This window comes from Nocardia sp. NPDC055029 (assembly GCF_053608525.1).
On sequence record NZ_JBSGVQ010000067.1, the window covers coordinates 1 to 17,908 of the forward strand.

The window sequence follows — 17,908 nt, forward strand, 5'->3', positions numbered from 1 at the left end:
CGGTGTTACAAACCCCAAAACGCGGGGGCCGCCCCGCCGGCCCCCCCGGTTTTCCCCGTTTCCGGATCGGCGCGGCTCGACCGCTCAGAGTGCCGCTGTGTCGTCGGTGTGGAGGACGCGGTCGAGGCGGTGGGGGTTGACGTCGAGGAGTTTGCGGTCCCAGTGGGCCAGGTCGGCGGCGGCGGAGTAGGTGGTGTCGAGGAAGTTCAGGAGGGTGGCGTCGGGGTCGGGAGATTGGCGGACTACGTCGTAGGGGAGGACGAATTCGCCCAGGGTGGCGTCCCATTCGGCGCCGTCGGGGCCCGCGGGACGGGCGGAGTAGCCGTGGGGGGCGGGGTAGGCGTAGGCGTAGAAGGTGCCTTCGGTACCGCCTGCCCAGAAGCCGGCGCTGGCGCATTCGCGGGAGTAGGCCTCTTCCATGACCCAGTCGGCGCAGTTGGGGGCGCCGCCGGGGTGCAAGGGGGCGGTGCGGCCGGAGAAGCGGGTGCAGGCGAGGTCGAGGGAACCCCAGAAGACCTGCACCGGACTGGATTTCCCGGCGAAACCGGCGCGCCAGAGCTGGAAGACCCGCTGGATCTGGACGAGTTGCTGCCAGAACAGGGTGACGGCATCGCCGTCGTAGGAGTGGTGGGTGGTGTCCTCGGCGAACGGGATCGCGGGGTCGACTTCGTTCGGCGAGGCCTCGATATCGACCACCGCGTCGAGACGACCGAGCACATGACCCAGCTCGGCGTAGAAATCGGCGACCGTGCGCGGACGCAAGGCGATGACGGCGTGGCGGCCGTCGCTGGTGCGCAAGACGAGTTCGTGGTCGAGGAAATCGAATTCGATGTCGAGCAGGCGGCCGTCGACGGGGATCGCGCCGGTCGAGAGCCCGCGCGCGCTGACCGCGAAGGTGACATTCCACCAGTGGTTGACCAGCGGTGCGCCCGCCATCTTGAGCTTGCCGATGATCTGGGTCCACATGTGCAGTGTGTCGCGGGTGTCGGTCCAGGAATCGACCCGCAGGGTCGGCCACACGGCCTTGGCGGGAGTCAGCTGTGCCATCGGAATCCTCGCTCTCTCGGTGGGGAGCGGCGCGAGTCCGCCCGTTTCACTCCACAGCCAGGAACCTGGCTGACTGGTCAACCGTCCGACACGTTCTGCGATTGCCTCATCGTACGTCGGCACAGGTGGGGCGCGCCGGACAAGCGAAACACCTGCCCTACAGTTGCCTGAGACTCCGAGTCCCATATAAAGTGAGGCCTGCGCCACCCCCGAAGGAGACATCGCCGATGCTGTCGCTCAAAAACACCGCAACCGATCCCGAGTACCACGAGATCCTGCGCAACCTGTCCGAAGGCTCGGTGAACCGGCACTTCGATCCGTATGTCGACATCGACTGGGATTCGCCGGAGTTCGCCGTGCATTCCGACGATCCGCGCTGGATCATGCCCGACGAGGACCCGCTGGGCCGCCACCCCTGGTACAAGGCGCAGCCGGTCGAGAAGCAGATCGCCATGGGCATGTGGCGCCAGGCCGGGATCGCCAAGGTCGGCCTGGATTTCGAGCAGCTGCTGATCCGTGGGCTGATGCAGTATCTGATCTCGGTACCCAACGGCGATCCGGAGTTCCGCTACGTCACCCACGAGGCTGCCGAAGAGTGCAACCACACGATGATGTTCCAGGAGATGATCAACCGGATCGGCTACCGCGATGTGATCGGCATGGGCTCGATCGACCGCAAGCTGACGATGGCCATCTGGCCCGCGGTGAAGTACTTCCCCGAGCTGTTCTTCACGATGATCCTGGGCGGCGAGGAGCCGATCGATCACCTGCAGAAGTCGCTGCTGCGCGGCGGGGTGGACCTGCATCCGATGGTGCAGCGCGTGATGCAGATCCACGTGGCCGAGGAAGCCCGGCACATCTCCTTCGCCCACGAATACCTGCGGCGCAATGTGCCCGGCATGAACCCGATCATGAAATCGGTTCTGTCCGTTGCCTTCCCGATCGCCATGCGGGTGATGCTCGACATGATCATGACCCCGCCCAAGGAATTCGTGGAGAAGTTCGGCATCCCGGACGAGGTCATGCGCGAGGCCTACTGGAGCGGCGCGGAATCGCAGACCACGATGCGCAACATCTTCGGCGACGTGCGCGCCCTGGCCACCAACAGCGGCCTGATGAACCCCGTCTCGAAGCTCACCTGGCGCCTGCTCGGCATCGACGGCCCGGTCACCCGGTACCGCAGCGAGCCTGCCCGCAAGGCCGCCTGAGGTCAGCGGCGACGGCCCGCCGGACTTCCGGACTGTACACAGCGATGTACAGTGAGATATGGCCGATTACGAAACTGTGCCGTTGACCGAGTTGCGTGGCCAGCTCGGCACTGTTCTCGACGGGGTGTCCGCCAGCGGACGGCCGGTGATCGTGACGCGGGAGGGGAAGGAATTGGTCGCGGTGGTACCTGCTGAGGTGTTGCGCCACGGGGCATTGCCCCCCGCGTACTTCAACGACGATCTGCGCGAGCAGATCCTCGGCGGGCTCGACGACCGGATCAAGCGGCATTCCGCGGACGAGATCGCCGACGCGGAGGCCAAACTGGACAAACTGATGAGCGCGCTGGACGGTACAGGCGCCACCCGGTGAGCGTCGCCGACCACACCGCATTGACCTCGCTCGCCCTCTCTCCCCTGTTCGGGCAGGTGATCATGCGGCAGTTCACCCAGCAACGCCGGATCATGGTGGTGCCGACGGTGAGCTTGATGGCCGCGATGCGCGCCGTCGACAACATCGACGAGCTCGGGCGCCTGCTCGACAATCGCGTCGCCGTGCGCTGGGCCGAACTGGACGCCGCGACCGCGATCCGCACCGGCACCACCGTGCCGATGGCCGACGACCACACCGAATGGCCGCTCGTCGCGCCCGTGGTGTTCACCGCCCAGCACCTCGATATGCCGGTGCTCACCGCCAAACCCGAGTTGTACCGCGGCTACAAGGTGCAGATCGCCACGATGCCGTGAGTCCAGGGGCGTGATCGAGGACACATCCCGCGTCCGATACGGTGCACCGGTGACCGATGGCCGCGCGGGTGATGCGCGGTATTCCACCGGCCGACAACAGAGCTGACGATTCACCCAGGGAAAGCGGTACCAGGAACACTCGAGGAGAGCTGGTTATGCATCATCTGAGTTTCATGCGTCGCTTCACCACCGCGGTGGCCGCCACGTCGGCCGCCGTCGCCGTCGTCTTCGCCGCCCCAGCGGGCGCGGAACCGGCGCCAAAGACCACGGTCGACGTGGCCGCGGCCGTCGCGCAGTTGCGCACCACCGTGGCGGACAACCCGGGCGCGCTCGCCGCACTCGACAAGCTCGTCGACAAGGGCACGATCGATGTGGCGCTGCCCGCGCAGCCGTTCCAGATCCCCGCCACCTCCGACATCGGCCAGAACGGCGGCGGCGCGGGTGTTTACGGGTCGGGCATCGCGCTCGACATCAACGGCTTCCGGCTCGGCTTCTTCGGCGGACCCGGCACCATCTCGCCCACCCAGACCGGCGCCAAGCTCGAGGTCATCTGGCTGAACCTGTCCACCGGGCAGAGCGGGACCGCGATCCTGGCCGAGCACCAGGACGTGCCGGTCGACACGACGATCCGCACCGCGTCGCTGAACACCGGTGGCGGACTGGTCGTCGCGGCGGTGTACGGCAACCTGTGGCACCGCTGGTCCGTGCCGGTCGACGAGGCGCACCCGGACGGGTACGCCTACAAGCTCGGCACCATCCAGCAGCCGTCTTTCGGCGCTGTCACGCGATAGTCTCCCGCTCGCGCACGCACCCCGGAATCACGGTTCCGGGGTGCGTCGGCATTTTCGGCCTGCAAGCTTGCAGCGCAAGAGGTTCGGAGTGGCGTAGGTTTGCCGCGTGGATCTGGTCGACCGACTCGAAGAACTGGAACGGCGGGTTGCCGCCCTGGAGCAGCCAGGAGGTGGCGACGCGCAGCTGCCGTGGGCTGTCGCGCGGCTGCGCAAAGAATTCGACGACGCCGGGGTGCGCAACGGCGGCGTACTGCTGGCCGGGGCGCTGCAACTGCCGACCGGTGAACGACTCGACTGGCAGGCACAATTCGCCACCGATGCCATCGTCGGCGACGTCTGGACCATCGAGGCCGCCAATTGCCTTGCCGTCCTGGCGAATCCGGTGCGGCTGCGGTTGCTGCGCGAGATCGTCTACGGTCGCCGCACCGCCGCCGACCTGGCCGCCATCGAGGAACTGGGCACCTCGGCCGAGATCTACCAGCACCTGCGGCAGCTGGCCGCGGTCGGCTGGCTGCAGACCGCGGGGCTCGGCCGTTTCGAGGTGCCGGAGGGCAGGCTCGTCCCGTTGCTCGCGGCCTTGGCGAGCGCGCAGCGCTGATCGAGAAATGTCCCAATTGCCCGTTTAGAATACTGTGACGCAGGGCACATCGACTGCTACCGTGAGCATCCAGAGACCGATGCTGTGGAGGTAGCCGAGTGAACGTGAGCCATCTGCTCGAAACTGTGAAGGCGCTCGGAGTGCTGCGGTCACGCGGCGTCACCGACCCGACGAAGCCGGTCGAGACCCTGCGGACGATGAAGGAATCCAAGATCTACGGCCCGCAGGCCACCCTCGTCCGCCACTCCGCCCGGGTCGCGCCCGATCAAGTCGCGCTGGCCGACGAGCGCGGCGAGCTGACCTACCGGGAACTCGACGAGCAGTCGACGGCGATCGCGCGCGGCCTGCACGACGCGGGCATCGGCGAGGGCATGGTGATCGCGGTGCTGGCGCGCGACCACCGCGGGCTCATCATGTCGATGATCGCCGCCGGCAAGCTGGGCGCGCGGATCGCGCTGATGAACACCGGCTTCGCCAAGCCGCAGTTCGCCGAGGTGTGCGAGCGCGAGAAGGTCCGCGCCGTGCTGCACGACAGCGAGTTCATCGGCCTGCTCGACGCGCTGCCCGCCGACCTGCCGCGCTTCCTGACCTGGGTCGACGAGGGCGCCCAGCTGCCCGAGGGCGCCGCCACCTTCGACGACCTCATCGCGGGCAACTCCACCGAGCCGCTGCCCGCGCCGAGCAAGCCGGGCGGCTTCATCATCCTCACCAGCGGCACGACCGGCCTGCCCAAGGGCGCCCCGCGCACCAAGGTGACGCCGATGGCGACCGCGCAGTTCGTCGACCGGGTGCCCTTCCCCAAGCGGGGCGTCATGATGATCGTCTCGCCGATCTTCCACAGCACGGGTCTCGGCACCTGGCTGGTCGGCACCATCCTGGCGAACAAGATCGTCATGCGCCGCCGCTTCGACGCCGAGGCCACCCTCGCCGCGATCGCCGAGCACAAGGTCGAGATGCTCGTGTGCGTGCCGACGATGCTGCACCGGCTGACCGAACTGCCCCCCGAGGTCCGCGCCAAGTACGACACCTCCTCGCTGAAGGTGATCCTGTTCGCCGGATCGGCACTCTCGCCCGAGCTGTGCATTCGCGCCACCGAGGCGTTCGGGCCGGTCCTCTACAACCTCTACGGGTCGACCGAGGTGGCCATCGCGACCATCGCGAACCCGGCCGAGCTGGCCGAGGCGCCGGGCACCTGCGGCCGCTCGCCGATCACCTGCGAGGTCCGCCTCTACGACGAGAACGATCAGCGGGTCACGACACCGGAGACCGCGGGCCGGATCTTCGTGCGCAGCGGCGCGCCCTTCGAGGGTTACACCGACGGCCGGAACAAGCAGATCATCGACGGCTTCATGTCCAGCGGCGACCTCGGGCACTTCACCCAGAGCGGGCTGCTCATGGTCGACGGCCGCGACGACGACATGATCATCTCCGGCGGCGAGAACGTCTTCCCGCAGGAGGTGGAGAACCTGCTGGTGGAGCGGCCCGACGTGTTCGACGTCGCGGTGGTCGGCGTCGACGACGTGGAATTCGGGAAGCGGCTGCGCGCCTTCATCGTCCTCGAAGAGGGCCACAGCACCGACGCCGCCGCGATCCAGGCGCACGTCAAGGAGAATCTGGCCCGCTACAAGGTGCCGCGCGAGGTGGTCTTCGTCGACGAACTCCCCCGCAACGCGACCGGCAAGATCTTGCGGCGAGTCCTCATCGATTATGAGGTGTCACAGTGAGGTCGGGGGCCTGAGAGACAGAGCACAACCGGCCCGGGATGCTTGCTACTGTTAGCACCAGCACTGGATCTCGATGACGCGGTCCGGCCCCACGGGTGTTCGTCGTCGTGGGATCGGTCTGCCGGAAGGCTGTTCGATGTCTCTGTCTCTGCCCGCGCTCGGTGGAACCGCCCGGCGCGCCGGTGATTTCGCGCTCGGCGTCAAAGTGATGATGGATCGCAAGCTGTTCAATCCGCTGCGCCTCGATCACGCCGCCCGCTCGTTCCGCAATGTCTCCAAGTTCGGCCCGTTCGCCGGCGTGGTCATGCACGCCGCGCAGACGCGGCCGGACGCGGGCGCCATCGTCGACGAACGCGGTGAGCTCACCTTCGGCACGCTCGACGAGCAGTCCAATGCCCTGGCCCGTGGGCTGCGGGCGAGCGGGATCAACGAGGGCGATGTGGTCGCGGTGCTGGCCCGCGACCACCGTGGCATGGTGCTGAGCCTGCTCGCCGCGGGCAAGCTCGGCGTGCGCGCGGTGCTGATGAACACCGGTTTCGCCAAGCCGCAGTTCGCCGATGTGGCCGCGCGCGAGAAGGTCAAGGCGGTGCTGCACGACAGCGAGTTCGTCGACCTGATGAGCGCCATCCCCGCCGACATCCCGCGCATCCTCACCTGGGTCGACGAGGCCGACGGCGTCGACGCGTCGATCCCGACCGTCGAATCGCTCTCGGCCGGTCGTTCGGTCACGCCGCTGACCCCGCCGAGCAAGCCGGGCGGCATGGTGATCCTGACCAGCGGCACCACCGGAACGCCCAAGGGCGCCCCGCGCGACAAGGTGAGCCCGTTCGCGTCCGCGCAGTTCGTCGACCGGGTGCCGCTGCCCGACAACGGCACCATGATCATGGCCGCGCCGATCTTCCACGGCACCGGCCTGTCGCAGTTCACCCTTGGTCTCGCGCTGGGCAACCGGGTGATCTTCCAGCAGCGCCGGTTCGATCCGGAGCGCACCCTCGCCAATATCGCGCAGTACCGGGCGGATTCGCTGGTCGTCGTCCCGACGATGCTGCAGCGCATCCTCGATCTGGACGAGCAGATCCTGGCGAAGTACGACCCGAAGACCATCAAGGTCATCTTCGCCGCCGGCTCGGCCATCGCGCCCGACGTGGTGACCCGCACGCTGGACTACTTCGGTGACAGCCTCTACAACCTCTACGGCTCCACCGAATGCGCCGTGATGACGGTGGCGACCCCGGCGGACCTGCGCAAGGCGCCGACCACCGCGGGCAAGGCGCCGGTCGGCATCCGGATCGTGCTGCTCGACGAGAACCGCAAGCCGATCACGGCGCCGAACGTCACCGGAACCATCTTCGTCGACAACGGTTTCGCGTTCAGCGGCTACACCGACGGCCGGACCAAGGAGATGGTCGACGGCATGATGTCCAGCGGTGACGTCGGCCATTTCGATGCCGACGGGCTGCTCTACATCGACGGCAGGGACGACGACATGATCGTCTCCGGTGGCGAGAACGTCTTCCCGCTCGAGGTGGAGAACCTCATCGCGGGCAGGCCGGACGTGTTCGAGGCTGCGGTGGTCGGCGTCGACGACCGCGACTACGGCAAGCGGCTGCGCGCGATCGTGGTTCCCGGTCCCGACTCGGCGCGCGACGCCAAGGAGATCAAGGAGTACGTTCGCGAGAACCTGGCCCGCTACAAGGTGCCGCGCGAGGTGATCTTCGTCGACGAACTGCCCCGCAACGCCACCGGCAAGTTGCTGCGCAAGCCGCTGATCGAGATGGATTTCGACGAGGCGTGAGCCTGCCTGCCCCGGTCCGGCCGAGCGGCCGGTACCGGTCGTCTAAAATCAGCCGGTGATCATCGAGTTCGAGCAGGCGTCCGCGCCGTCGCGTGCCGTCGGCGCGCGGCTGCGCGGTGCCTGCGCCGGCTCGATGTCGGGGGCGCTCTCGCTGGCCGCTCACGGGCTGGCTTCCGGCGGCGCGCTGCCCGGCAGCACCACCGTCGTGCTGCTGGCCGCTGTCTCGGCGGTCGTCGGCGCGGTGGTCGCGGGCATTCGCCCGTTGCGCGACGGTGCGATCGGATTGGCCGCCGTGCTGCTGGGCGGTCAGCTGCTCGGCCACACGACCATGAGCTGGTCCGGGCATGCCCATCACGGTGACGACTCGCTCGGTCTCGGCATGCTCACCGCGCACGTCGTCGCCGCGACCCTGGCCGCCGCGATCATCCTGGGTGCCGAGGCCGCCTATCGGATCGGCAGCGCCGCGCTCGCGCGGATCCTGCCGCTGCGCTACCGCTGCCCCCGCATTCCCGACCCGGCGCCGCTGCGCCTGGTCCACCGCGACCGCGTCATCCTGCGGATCTTCGCCGCGCAATCGCTGCGCACCCGCGGTCCGCCGCTCGCGATTCCTTTCTGACACCTTCCCTCACCCGGTGCACGGCCTTTCGCCGTGCGCTGTCCGCACGACCGCGGCGGCTCGATCGGCAACCCCACGATGCGCACACGCGCAGTCGCCGACGGTGCGCCGGCGCGGCCGATCCTTGGGCCAACCGAGTTCAGACGTCGGTTCACCGACCGCGCACTCCGCCGGACGCAGTCATTGCGACCGGTCACGGAGTCGCGGTCAGCGCCGCGTACCTGGACCGATCCGCGCGCACCGGGTTTCCAGTACTCCAGAAACGAATCATCATGAGCATCACGGACACCCGTCCGACCGAGGAACCCGCCTCGGCGGCACCGGAATCCGGTGGACGGTCACGCTCCGGCGCCCGCCGGGGCCTGCGCCTCTACCCGCTGGCCATGCGCCTGCACTTCTACGCGGGGATCTTCGTCGCCCCCTTCATCCTGATCGCCGCGCTCACCGGCGCGCTGTACGCGATCGCACCCACGATCGAGGGGTTCGTCTCCCGCGACCTGCTCCAGGTCGACACCACCGGCCCCGATCAGGCACTGTCGGCGCAGGTCGGCGCGGCGGTCGCCACCAAACCCGACCTGACCCTCGTCGCCGTGGCACCGGCCCCGAGCGACGGCGAGACCACCCGCGTCCTGTTCAACGATCCGGCCCTCGGCGATTCCGAACGGCTCTCGGTATTCGTCGACCCGCACACCGCACAGCCGGTCGGCGAGGCCGTCGTCTACGGCAGCGGTGGCGCGCTGCCGCTGCGGACCTGGATCAGCGAGTTCCACCGCAGCCTGCACCTGGGCGAGACCGGCAGGCTCTACAGCGAGCTGGCCGCGTCCTGGTTGTGGGTGATCGCCCTGTTCGGCCTCGTGCTGTGGGTGCACCGGGTGCGCAAGCGCCGGGCGAAGCGGGCGGCGCAGTGGCTGCTCGCGCCGGATCTGTCCGAGCCGAAGCGGCGCAAGCTGAACTGGCACGGCGCCATCGGCTTCTGGATCCTGCCGGTTGTGCTGCTGCTGTCGGCGACCGGCATGACCTGGTCGACCTACGCCGGTGAGAACGTCACCAAGCTGCGCGAAGAGCTGAGCTGGACCACCCCCGCGATCGACGTGAAGCTGCCCGGCACGGCCGGTCCCGCGCAGTCCGCGGGCGGCGACCACCACAGCGCGGGCCACACCGCGCCCGCGCCGGTCGACCCGGCGGGCCGGATCGCCCAGCTCGACTCCGTGTGGGAGATCGCCCGCGCGAACGGCATCACCCAGGCCGCCGAGATCGCGATCCCGGCGAAGCCGGAGAAGGCGTTCGGCGTCAAGGAACTGCGCAAGCCCGGCACCTACACCATCGACGCGGTCGCGATCGATGGCGCCAGCGGCGCGGTCACCGACCAGCTCGCCTTCGCCGACTGGCCGCTGATGGCCAAGCTGACCAACTGGGGCATCGCCTTCCACATGGGTCTGCTGTTCGGGCTGCCGAACCAGTTGCTGCTGCTCGCGGTGGCGCTCGGCCTTGGCGCGATGATCGTGCTCGGCTACCTGATGTGGTGGCAGCGGCGGCCGACCCGCAAGTCGAACCGTTTCGCGGCAGGCGCGCCACCGCGTCGTGGCGTGCTACGCAAGACCTCGCTGTGGATCACCGTGCCGCTGCTCGCGGCGGCCGTGGCGGTCGGCTGGTTCGTCCCGCTGGTCGGGCTGAGCCTGCTCGGCTTCCTGATCGTCGACGTCGCGCTCGGCCTCGCCGCGCGCGCCCAGCCGTCAGCCTGACCCACTCCCCCACACGGCGCAGCGACAGCGCTTCGCCGACAACCACTTTCCCGCTGCCGGGTGCCGTCGCGATGACGCGTGCCCGCAGACGCTCGCATTCGATGAAGGAATCACCCATGAAGACCACCACGATCGCCCTCGCCACCGCCGCCCTGCTGACCGCGGGCACCGTCGCCGCCACCACCGCGCACGCGGCGCCGGGCACCGGCCAGGCGCCGATCAACTTCACCGCCGAAGCGGTCGACGGCGCCTCGCTCATCAGCACCGACGCGGGCTCGCTGGTCGCCGAGGACGGTGCGTTCAAGGTCAAGGCCGCCGACGGCACCACCGTCGCCGCGACCCCCTTGCACTTCCGGCTCGACGACTTCGAGTTCCCGATCGCCGCCGAGATCACCGGCCGCACCGCCACCCTCACCCCGCAGCTCGACCCGGCCAAGGCCGTGTACAAGCCGGTGGCGCTGCCGTTCGAGAACTCCGCGCCGTGGAAGACGGAGTACGACCGCGAGAAGGACGCCTGGAGCCGGATGACCGCCACGATCAGCCTCGGCGCCTCCGTCGGCGCGCTGGTCGGCGGCCTCGGCGGTGCTGCCGTCGGCTGCGTGCTCGGTGGCATCCTGTCCGGCACCGTCATCATGGCGACGATCGTCGGGCTGTTCGGCCCGTTCCTGCCCGCCGCGGCGGTCGGGTGCATCGCGGGCGCGCTGGTCGCGGGTCCGGTCGGTGCGCTGGCCGGGCAGATCTTCATCGCCGCGCCGGTCGCGGTGGGTGCGGCGATCCAGTACTTCACCACGATCAACGCGCCGTTCACGCCGCCAGCCAAGTAGCGCGATCACCGCATTCCTCGCGCGCCGGGTGCGAAACCGGACAGAATCGACACATGGTGGTCTCCCGTCGACAACTCCTGCGCTACGGCGTGACCGGTTCGGTCGCGGCCCTGGTCGGGGTGTCGGCGGTGAGCAGTGCCAGGTTCCCGGTACCACGGCGGCTCGGCGAGCTGTTCTCCCTCGGTGTCGCCTCCGGGGAACCGACGCCGGACGGCGTGGTGCTGTGGACCCGCCTCGCACCTGATCCGCTCGCCCCGGACGGTTACGGCGGGATGCCGCTGGCCGCGGTGACCGTCGACTACGAGGTCGCCGAGGACGAACGCTTCACCAAGGTCGTGGCCACGGGCTCGGCGGTGGCGACCCGCGCGCTCGGCCACAGCGTGCACCCCGAGGTCTCCGGGCTGGCGCCGGACCGGTGGTACTACTACCGGTTCCGGGCCGGCTCGGAGATCTCCCCCACCGGACGCACCCGCACCGCGCCCGCACCGGGCAGTCCGACCAGCCGGATGCGGTTCGCCTTCGCGTCCTGCCAATCGTGGAGTTCGGGCTACTACACCGCCTACGAGCATCTCAGCACCGAAGACCTCGACCTGGTCGTGCATCTGGGCGACTACATCTACGAGACCTCCTGGCTGCTCGCGCGGCGCGGCGCGCACCTGCCAGCCCAGCTCGAGGGCGAGGCCGTTGACCTGGCCGGATACCGGCTGCGCTACGCCCAGGCCAAGTCGGAAGCGCCGCTGCGGGCCGCGCACGCGGCGTTCCCCTGGCTGGTCACGCTCGACGACCACGAGCTCGACAACAACTGGGCAGGCGTGCATCCCGGACTCGGCTTCGACGTGCACCGGCTGGCGCCGATGTTCCGCAGGCGCAAAGCCGCCGCGTTCCAGGCGATGTACGAGCACCAGCCGATGCGCCTGGCGCAGGTGCCCGCAGGGCCGAGCATGCCTCTGCACCGCCGCTACCGCTTCGGCGATCTGGCCGAGTTCACCATGATCGACACCAGGCAGTACCGCTCCGCGCAGGCCTGTGGTGACGGCAAAGCGGTCACCGGCTGCTCCGAGCGCTACGCCACCGATCGCACGATCCTCGGTGCGGCGCAACGGGACTGGCTCGTCGACGGACTGGCCACCTCGTCCGCTCGCTGGCAGGTGCTCGGCAACCAGGTCGCGATGGCGCAATCCGACTACGACCCGGGACCGGAGCTGCTGCTCGGTACCGATGCCTGGGACGGCTACATCGCCGACCGCAACACGGTGCTCGGCACCGCCGCCGACCGCGCGGCGGGCAACCTGGTCGTGATCACCGGTGACCGGCACGAGAACTACGTCGCCGACCTGCGCCGCGACTATCAGGACCCTGAATCACCGGTCGTCGCCACCGAATTCACCGGCACGTCCATCACCACCGGTGGCGACGGCGCCGACATCAGCGACGCAGGGCGGGCACTGCTCGCGGCCAACCCGGACATGAAGTTCTACAACCGGCAACGCGGCTATGTACGAGTGGAGCTGGATCATCAGCTGTGGCGCAACGACTTCCGGGTCGTTCCGTACGTCACCCGCCCCGGCGCACCGGTCACCACCCGGGCGAGTTTCGTCGTGCAGGACGGTATTCCGGGCGCCGTCCAGGCGTGACGTACCCGGGCACACGTCAGCGATCGGGGTCGAAATCCTCCAGCGTCAGCTCCGGGTTCGCGGGGACCTGTACCGGCCGCAGCAATGCCCAGCCGATGAACACGACGGCGACCCCGAGCATGCCGAGGCCTGCCCACAGGTTCACATCGATCCCGCCGGTCTTGGCCTCCTGCGCGGCGGTGTCCTGCACCAGCGAGGTGATCACCAGGACGACGCCGTAGCTGCCGAGGAGCGCGCCGATGATGGTGCGGATATCGAAAAGCATTGCCCTGACTCCTTATCCGACGACGATGTTGAGGGTGATGACCAGCACGAGCGCGATTCCCGCGAGCAGGACCGGGCGCTGGTACCACGGCAGCGTGTCCGCGTCGGCGTCGGTGCGCAGCGCCTTCGGTGTCTCGGAGTACACCAGGCCGACCAGTTCCGCGGCGGGTTTGGGCCTGGTCACCAGGGTGACCGCCACGCTGACGGCGATGTCGACCACGAAGGCGGCGCCCGCGGCGACGAAGCTCGCGCCCTGCCCGGACAGGCTGGTCACCCCGGTCTCGTTGAGCAGGAACACGAAGACCGCGGCCAGCGTGCCGCTGACCAGACCGACCCAGCCCGCCGTCGGCGTCATCCGCTTCCACAGCATGCCGAGGATGAATGTCGCGAACAGGGGCGCGTTGAAGAAGCTGAACAGGGATTGCAGGTAGTCCATCATGTTGCTGAAGCCGCCCGCGATGAACGCGGTGAAGATCGCCGCGATCGTCGCGCCGACGGTCGCCAGCCTGCCGACCTTCAGGTAGTACCCGTCGGGGCGGTCCTTGCGGACGTACTGCTGCCACAGGTCGTAACTGAACACGGTGTTGAACGCGGAGACATTGGCCGCCATACCCGCCATGAACGCCGCGAGCAGACCCGCGAGGCCGACACCGAGCAGACCGTTCGGCAGCACCTCTTTCATCAGGAACAGCAGTGATTGGTTGTAGGTGACGTCGCCCTCGAAATCGGGATTCGCGGTGACCTGCTGCTTGTACTCGATCATCTGCGGCACCAGTACCGCGCTGATCATGCCGGGAATGACGACGATCAACGGAATGAACATCTTCGGGTACGCGCCGATGATCGGCGTGCGCTGCGCCGCCGAAATCGAGTGCGTCGCGAGTGCGCGCTGCACCTCCACGAAATTGGTTGTCCAATAACCGAAGGAGAGCACGAATCCCAGGCCGAACACGATGCCCATGATCGAGGCGAAATTGTCGGTGAACCCGCTCATCGCATTGCCTGGCCAGGTCTGCAGCTGGTCGGCGCCGCCGGGTGAGGCGGTCACCTTGTCCTTGAAGCCGTCCCAGCCGCCGACGCGGTGCAGGCCGACCAGGGTCAGCGGCAGCAGCGCCGCGACGATCACGAAGAACTGCAGCACCTCGTTGTAGATCGCCGCCGAGAGCCCGCCGAGGGTGACGTAGGAGAGCACGATCACCGCGGCGACGACCACCGAGATCCACAGCGGCCAGCCGAGCAGCACATTGAGGATCGTGCCGAGCAGGTAGAGGTTCACGCCCGCGATCAGTACCTGGGCGAGTGCGAAGCTCAGGGCGTTCACCAGGTGCGCGCCGGTGCCGAAGCGCCTGCGCATGAACTCGGGCACCGACCGCACCTTGGAGCCGTAGTAGAACGGCATCATCACCACGCCGAGGAACAGCATGGCGGGGACGGCGCCGATCCAGAAGTAGTTGAACGTCGGAAAACCGTACTGGGCGCCGTTGGCCGACATGCCCATGATCTCCACCGCGCCCAGATTGGCGGAGATGAACGCCAGGCCGGTCACCCAGGCGGGCAGCGACCGGCCGGAGAGGAAGAAGTCGACGCTGGTCGACACCCGGCGCCGGGCGATCAGCCCGATGCCGAGAACGAAGACGAAGTACAGGGCGACGAGCGCGTAGTCGACGGGATCGGCATCGAGACGCAAGGTCGACGACGCGTCGAGAGTGGAAACGGCAAGTGGCACAGCGTGTCCCTCCTGGCCTGGAACCGGGCGGCGCACTGGCGTCGTTGGCGACGGCGCGGGCCGCGTCGCCCGCCGAACGTTTTCGGGGTGCTTCCACTGTGCGCTCTTGTGTCCCAGGTCACATGCCGAATCGGGATTAGTGAACTTCTGTTCAGTCCAGTCTGTGTGCCCCCGCGGCCGGTTCGACGGTGAAGATCCGGGGTGCCGCGAAACCCGCTGCCGCGAATCGCTGCTCGATCCGCGCGGCGACACGGTCGGTGCCCGCGCGGTCGACCAGGGCCACTACGCTGCCGCCGAAACCGCCGCCGACCATCCGCGCGCCGTGGGCGCCCGCGCCGACGGCCGCGTCGACCGCGAGGTCGAGGGCGGGCGCCGACACCTCGAAGTCGGCCCGCAGCGACCGGTGCGAGGCCGTGAGCAGCGCGCCGACGGCACGCGGGTCGGCGCCTGACCGCAGCTGGTCGACTACCGCGAGTACCCGCGCGTTCTCGGTGACCACGTGGGTCGCCCGTCGCCGCAGCAGCGGGTCGTCGAGGCGGGCCAGGTCGGCCTCGGTGGCGTCGCGCAGCGCGCGCACCTCCAGCGCGGCGGCGGCCGCCTCGCATTGCGCCCTGCGCTCGGCGTATCCACCGTCGGCCAGATCGTGCGGATGGCCGGTGTCGGCGACGACCAGCGCGAGGTCCGCCGCTGCCAGGTCGAACGGAATCTGCTCCGCGGCACCGGGTTCGGGGCCGTCGGATGCGGTGAACCCGCGCACGTCGAGGAACAGCGCGTGACCTGCGGTGCACAGGATCGAGGCCGACTGGTCGAGGACACCGGTCGGGACTCCGGCGAATCCGTTCTCCGCGGCGTGGGCGATCTCGACGAGCGCGCGATCGGTGAGGCCGGGTGCGAACAGATCGCGCAGCGCCACCGTCACCGCGCAGCACAGCGCGGCCGAGGACGACAGACCCGCACCGATCGGCACCGCACCGTCGACATCGAGGCGCACCCCCGCGACCGGATGCCCGCCGCGCACGAACTCGTACACCACACCGAGCGGATAGCGCGCCCACGCAGGGACCCGATCACGCTGCGCCACAAGCTCATCGACGGCGACGACGACAACCTCGCCGGGCCGCTGGGCCGAGGTGAGACGCACCTGGCCGTCGCCGCCGGGCTCGGCCGCGCAGACGACACCGAGCGACAAGGCTATGGGCAGCACGTACCCGTCGTTGTAGTCGGTGTGCTCGCCGATGATATTGACCCGGCCCGGTGCGATCCACCTGTCCACTCGAATTCCCTTCGCTGCTCGCCCGCCGCGTGATCCCAGCACACACCGCCGCTCGCCGGTGCGGAACATCGGGTGCCGAATCGATATCCGGCAATGCCGTCAAGGGCGCGACAGCCGACCACGGAACGTGTCATGATCGACTGAGTTGTAAAGGTTTTGAGCGCCGGCGCCGCCGGCTGGGAATTCTGCTCGGACGACAACACTCGGTACTCCTCGGCCGACGCCCCGCGCGAGAATTCACCGGCCTTCCGTTCGATCGGCGCTCGTCGCGTGCGCAGCAAGATCGAGGGGGTGTCGATGACCATCAGCGAGACATGCAATGGGAGCCTGCGCTGGTGTGCGGTCCTGGTCGGCGCGGCGGGGGCCGTGCTGATCGCGCCACTGTTCGGGGCGCGGTCGCTGTCGTTTCTGCTGCTCGTCGTCATTGTCGCGGGCAGTCTGGCGATGATCGGCGTCGGCCTGTACAGCCACCGGCCCGCCCATCGGCTGCCGTGGTATCTGCTGGCCGCCTCGGTTCCGCTGTTCGCCGCAGGCACCGCGATACGGGAACTCGGCGTGCACGCGTCCTGGCATCCGGTCGACGATCTGTGCACCGTGGCCGCCTATCTGTGTCTGGGGCTGGCCGCGGTGGGCTGGCTGCAACCGCGGCGGCTGGTCGGCACCCGCGATCTGTGGCTCGACTCGACCCTGATCGGGCTCAGTGCCCTGCTGGCGTCGTGGACGTTCCTGATCTCGCCGATCCTGCGCAACCCCACCGGTTTCGACACCGTGCTGGCCGCGAGCTATCCGGTGATCGACGCACTGCTGCTGACCGTGCTCGCGCATTCGCTGGCCACGGTGGTCCGCACCGAGACCTCACTGCGGCTGCTACAGGCGGCGCTGATCGCGGTGCTCGTCGGCGGTCTGATCGAAAGTCTCACGGCGGCAGGCACCGTCATCGTCGGCAGTGAATTCGCACTGGTGCCGCAGCAGTGGGCGTACCTGCTGGCCGGGCTGGCCGCGCTGCATCCGACCATGGGCGCGACGCACGCGGCCGACGACGTGCACCCGCATCGCTCCCGCAGGCGCGCCGGGGTGATCGCGGTGGCGCTGGTGGCCGCCTCGCTGGTCAGCGTCGTCGGCGCCGACCTCGGGGCAGGCGACCGTGTGGTGATCTGCCTGCTGCTCACCCTGCTGCTGGTCGGGGTCCTTGTGCGCAGCGAACGCGCCATCGCCCGCAGCCTGCGCAGCGAACGCCGGGCCCAGTACCAGGCCGACCACGATCTGCTCACCGGCCTGTTCAACCGGGCCGCGCTGCTGCGCGCACCGCACCGGCACCGCCGCGAGTGGGCCGGAAAACCGTTGTGCCTGTTGTTCATCGACCTCGACGGTTTCAAGATGGTCAACGACAGCTACGGACACGCGGTGGGCGACGAGCTGATCGCCGAAACCGCCGCCCGCATCCGCCGTACCACGCGGCGCACCGATGTCACCGCCCGCTACGGCGGCGACGAGTTCGTCGTCCTCGCCACCCGATCCCGCGCCGAGGCCGCCGTGCTCGCCCAGCAGCTGCTCGGCGCGTTCGTCCGCCCGTTCGACCTGAGCTGCGGCGAGATCCCCATCACCGCCAGCATCGGCGTCGCCTGCCTGACCACCCGCCCGACCGATTCCACGGTCTACGACCTGATCCGCGAAGCCGATGCCGCGATGTACCACGCCAAGGAGTACCGGCTGGGCCTCGCGTTCTACGACGGCCTGCGCAAGACACCAGCCCACCGCGCGATACTCCACGCGGGAAACCGAAGCAGCACAGCCGTGTAAGTGGTGACGGACCTCCCCACCCAGCCCCGCACGCCCCGACCTCGAGGAGGGGCAGGCCGCGCAGCGGCCGTCGCGGCCGTCCCGCCGGTCAGGCGCCGTTGCGTACGCGACGAAGGAGCAAG

The 17,908-nt window shown here is 68.9% G+C and carries 16 protein-coding genes; 12 read left to right on the top strand and 4 right to left on the bottom strand.

Going from position 1 to position 17,908, the window contains the following annotated elements; translation table 11 throughout:
• Window positions 1-84: 84 nt before the first annotated feature.
• Window positions 85-1,047, bottom strand: coding sequence for a DUF5996 family protein (locus ACWF9G_RS33470; RefSeq protein ID WP_452520190.1), 963 nt, complete (start codon window positions 1,045-1,047; stop codon window positions 85-87).
• A gap of 227 nt (window positions 1,048-1,274) precedes the next feature.
• On the opposite strand from ACWF9G_RS33470, the gene ACWF9G_RS33475 reads away from it, so the two are divergent.
• The 11 genes from ACWF9G_RS33475 to ACWF9G_RS33525 all read left to right on the top strand — a co-directional run bounded on the left by ACWF9G_RS33475 (window position 1,275) and on the right by ACWF9G_RS33525 (window position 12,723).
• Entirely contained in the window at window positions 1,275-2,255 is a 981-nt protein-coding gene (locus ACWF9G_RS33475) for an AurF N-oxygenase family protein (protein WP_452520191.1), read from the top strand.
• A gap of 58 nt (window positions 2,256-2,313) precedes the next feature.
• Window positions 2,314-2,625, top strand: a complete 312-nt coding sequence (locus tag ACWF9G_RS33480; protein ID WP_379310981.1) for a type II toxin-antitoxin system Phd/YefM family antitoxin — start codon at window positions 2,314-2,316, stop codon at window positions 2,623-2,625.
• The gene (locus tag ACWF9G_RS33485; RefSeq protein ID WP_379310982.1) at window positions 2,622-2,999 is read left to right on the top strand and encodes a PIN domain-containing protein; all 378 of its coding nucleotides are present in this window, start codon (window positions 2,622-2,624) and stop codon (window positions 2,997-2,999) included. Before ACWF9G_RS33480 ends, ACWF9G_RS33485 begins: the two co-directional genes overlap by 4 nt.
• A gap of 155 nt (window positions 3,000-3,154) precedes the next feature.
• Complete coding sequence (locus tag ACWF9G_RS33490; RefSeq protein WP_379310983.1) at window positions 3,155-3,790, top strand: hypothetical protein; 636 nt, start codon at window positions 3,155-3,157, stop codon at window positions 3,788-3,790.
• Between the two features lie 106 nt (window positions 3,791-3,896).
• The gene (locus ACWF9G_RS33495) at window positions 3,897-4,388 is read left to right on the top strand and encodes an ArsR/SmtB family transcription factor (protein ID WP_378846611.1); all 492 of its coding nucleotides are present in this window, start codon (window positions 3,897-3,899) and stop codon (window positions 4,386-4,388) included.
• Window positions 4,389-4,486: 98 nt separating this feature from the next.
• Window positions 4,487-6,112: an acyl-CoA synthetase gene (locus ACWF9G_RS33500; protein WP_379310984.1), complete on the top strand. Its 1,626-nt coding sequence runs from the start codon at window positions 4,487-4,489 to the stop codon at window positions 6,110-6,112.
• 136 nt (window positions 6,113-6,248) lie between these two features.
• Window positions 6,249-7,907 (top strand): acyl-CoA synthetase, encoded by a 1,659-nt coding sequence (locus ACWF9G_RS33505; RefSeq protein WP_452520193.1) that lies wholly within the window; start codon window positions 6,249-6,251, stop codon window positions 7,905-7,907.
• A gap of 55 nt (window positions 7,908-7,962) precedes the next feature.
• A complete protein-coding gene (locus ACWF9G_RS33510) occupies window positions 7,963-8,523 on the top strand; it encodes a hypothetical protein (protein ID WP_452520195.1) in 561 nt (186 codons plus the stop codon).
• A 272-nt stretch (window positions 8,524-8,795) separates the two neighbouring features.
• Window positions 8,796-10,265, top strand: coding sequence for a PepSY-associated TM helix domain-containing protein (locus tag ACWF9G_RS33515; RefSeq protein ID WP_452520196.1), 1,470 nt, complete (start codon window positions 8,796-8,798; stop codon window positions 10,263-10,265).
• 116 nt (window positions 10,266-10,381) lie between these two features.
• Window positions 10,382-11,089 carry a hypothetical protein gene (locus ACWF9G_RS33520; RefSeq protein WP_452520198.1) on the top strand — a complete coding sequence of 236 codons (708 nt, stop codon included), beginning with the start codon at window positions 10,382-10,384 and terminating at the stop codon, window positions 11,087-11,089.
• Between the two features lie 53 nt (window positions 11,090-11,142).
• A complete protein-coding gene (locus tag ACWF9G_RS33525) occupies window positions 11,143-12,723 on the top strand; it encodes an alkaline phosphatase D family protein (RefSeq protein ID WP_452520199.1) in 1,581 nt (526 codons plus the stop codon).
• A gap of 16 nt (window positions 12,724-12,739) precedes the next feature.
• On the opposite strand, the gene ACWF9G_RS33530 is transcribed toward ACWF9G_RS33525, so the two are convergent.
• From ACWF9G_RS33530 to galK, 3 genes are all read right to left on the bottom strand, one after another.
• Complete coding sequence (locus ACWF9G_RS33530) at window positions 12,740-12,988, bottom strand: hypothetical protein (RefSeq protein ID WP_379310990.1); 249 nt, start codon at window positions 12,986-12,988, stop codon at window positions 12,740-12,742.
• A 12-nt stretch (window positions 12,989-13,000) separates the two neighbouring features.
• Entirely contained in the window at window positions 13,001-14,713 is a 1,713-nt protein-coding gene (locus tag ACWF9G_RS33535; protein WP_452520201.1) for a sodium:solute symporter family protein, read from the bottom strand.
• A gap of 151 nt (window positions 14,714-14,864) precedes the next feature.
• The gene (gene galK / locus ACWF9G_RS33540) at window positions 14,865-15,986 is read right to left on the bottom strand and encodes a galactokinase (RefSeq protein ID WP_452520203.1); all 1,122 of its coding nucleotides are present in this window, start codon (window positions 15,984-15,986) and stop codon (window positions 14,865-14,867) included.
• A 297-nt stretch (window positions 15,987-16,283) separates the two neighbouring features.
• Here galK and ACWF9G_RS33545 point away from each other — a divergent pair, with 297 nt between their 5' ends.
• On the top strand, window positions 16,284-17,786 hold the full coding sequence (locus ACWF9G_RS33545; protein ID WP_452520205.1) for a diguanylate cyclase: 1,503 nt from the start codon (window positions 16,284-16,286) through the stop codon (window positions 17,784-17,786).
• The last annotated feature ends 122 nt before the right edge of the window (window positions 17,787-17,908 follow it).

Bases quoted from the DNA above. Each gene is read 5' to 3' on its own strand.
- ACWF9G_RS33470 (WP_452520190.1), bottom strand. From the start codon at position 1,047: ATGGCACAGCTGACTCCCGCCAAGGCCGTGTGGCCGACCCTGCGGGTC.
- ACWF9G_RS33475 (WP_452520191.1), top strand. From the start codon at position 1,275: ATGCTGTCGCTCAAAAACACCGCAACCGATCCCGAGTACCACGAGATC.
- ACWF9G_RS33480 (WP_379310981.1), top strand. From the start codon at position 2,314: ATGGCCGATTACGAAACTGTGCCGTTGACCGAGTTGCGTGGCCAGCTC.
- ACWF9G_RS33490 (WP_379310983.1), top strand. From the start codon at position 3,155: ATGCATCATCTGAGTTTCATGCGTCGCTTCACCACCGCGGTGGCCGCC.
- ACWF9G_RS33505 (WP_452520193.1), top strand. From the start codon at position 6,249: ATGTCTCTGTCTCTGCCCGCGCTCGGTGGAACCGCCCGGCGCGCCGGT.
- ACWF9G_RS33515 (WP_452520196.1), top strand. From the start codon at position 8,796: ATGAGCATCACGGACACCCGTCCGACCGAGGAACCCGCCTCGGCGGCA.
- ACWF9G_RS33520 (WP_452520198.1), top strand. From the start codon at position 10,382: ATGAAGACCACCACGATCGCCCTCGCCACCGCCGCCCTGCTGACCGCG.
- ACWF9G_RS33525 (WP_452520199.1), top strand. From the start codon at position 11,143: ATGGTGGTCTCCCGTCGACAACTCCTGCGCTACGGCGTGACCGGTTCG.
- ACWF9G_RS33530 (WP_379310990.1), bottom strand. From the start codon at position 12,988: ATGCTTTTCGATATCCGCACCATCATCGGCGCGCTCCTCGGCAGCTAC.
- ACWF9G_RS33545 (WP_452520205.1), top strand. From the start codon at position 16,284: ATGACCATCAGCGAGACATGCAATGGGAGCCTGCGCTGGTGTGCGGTC.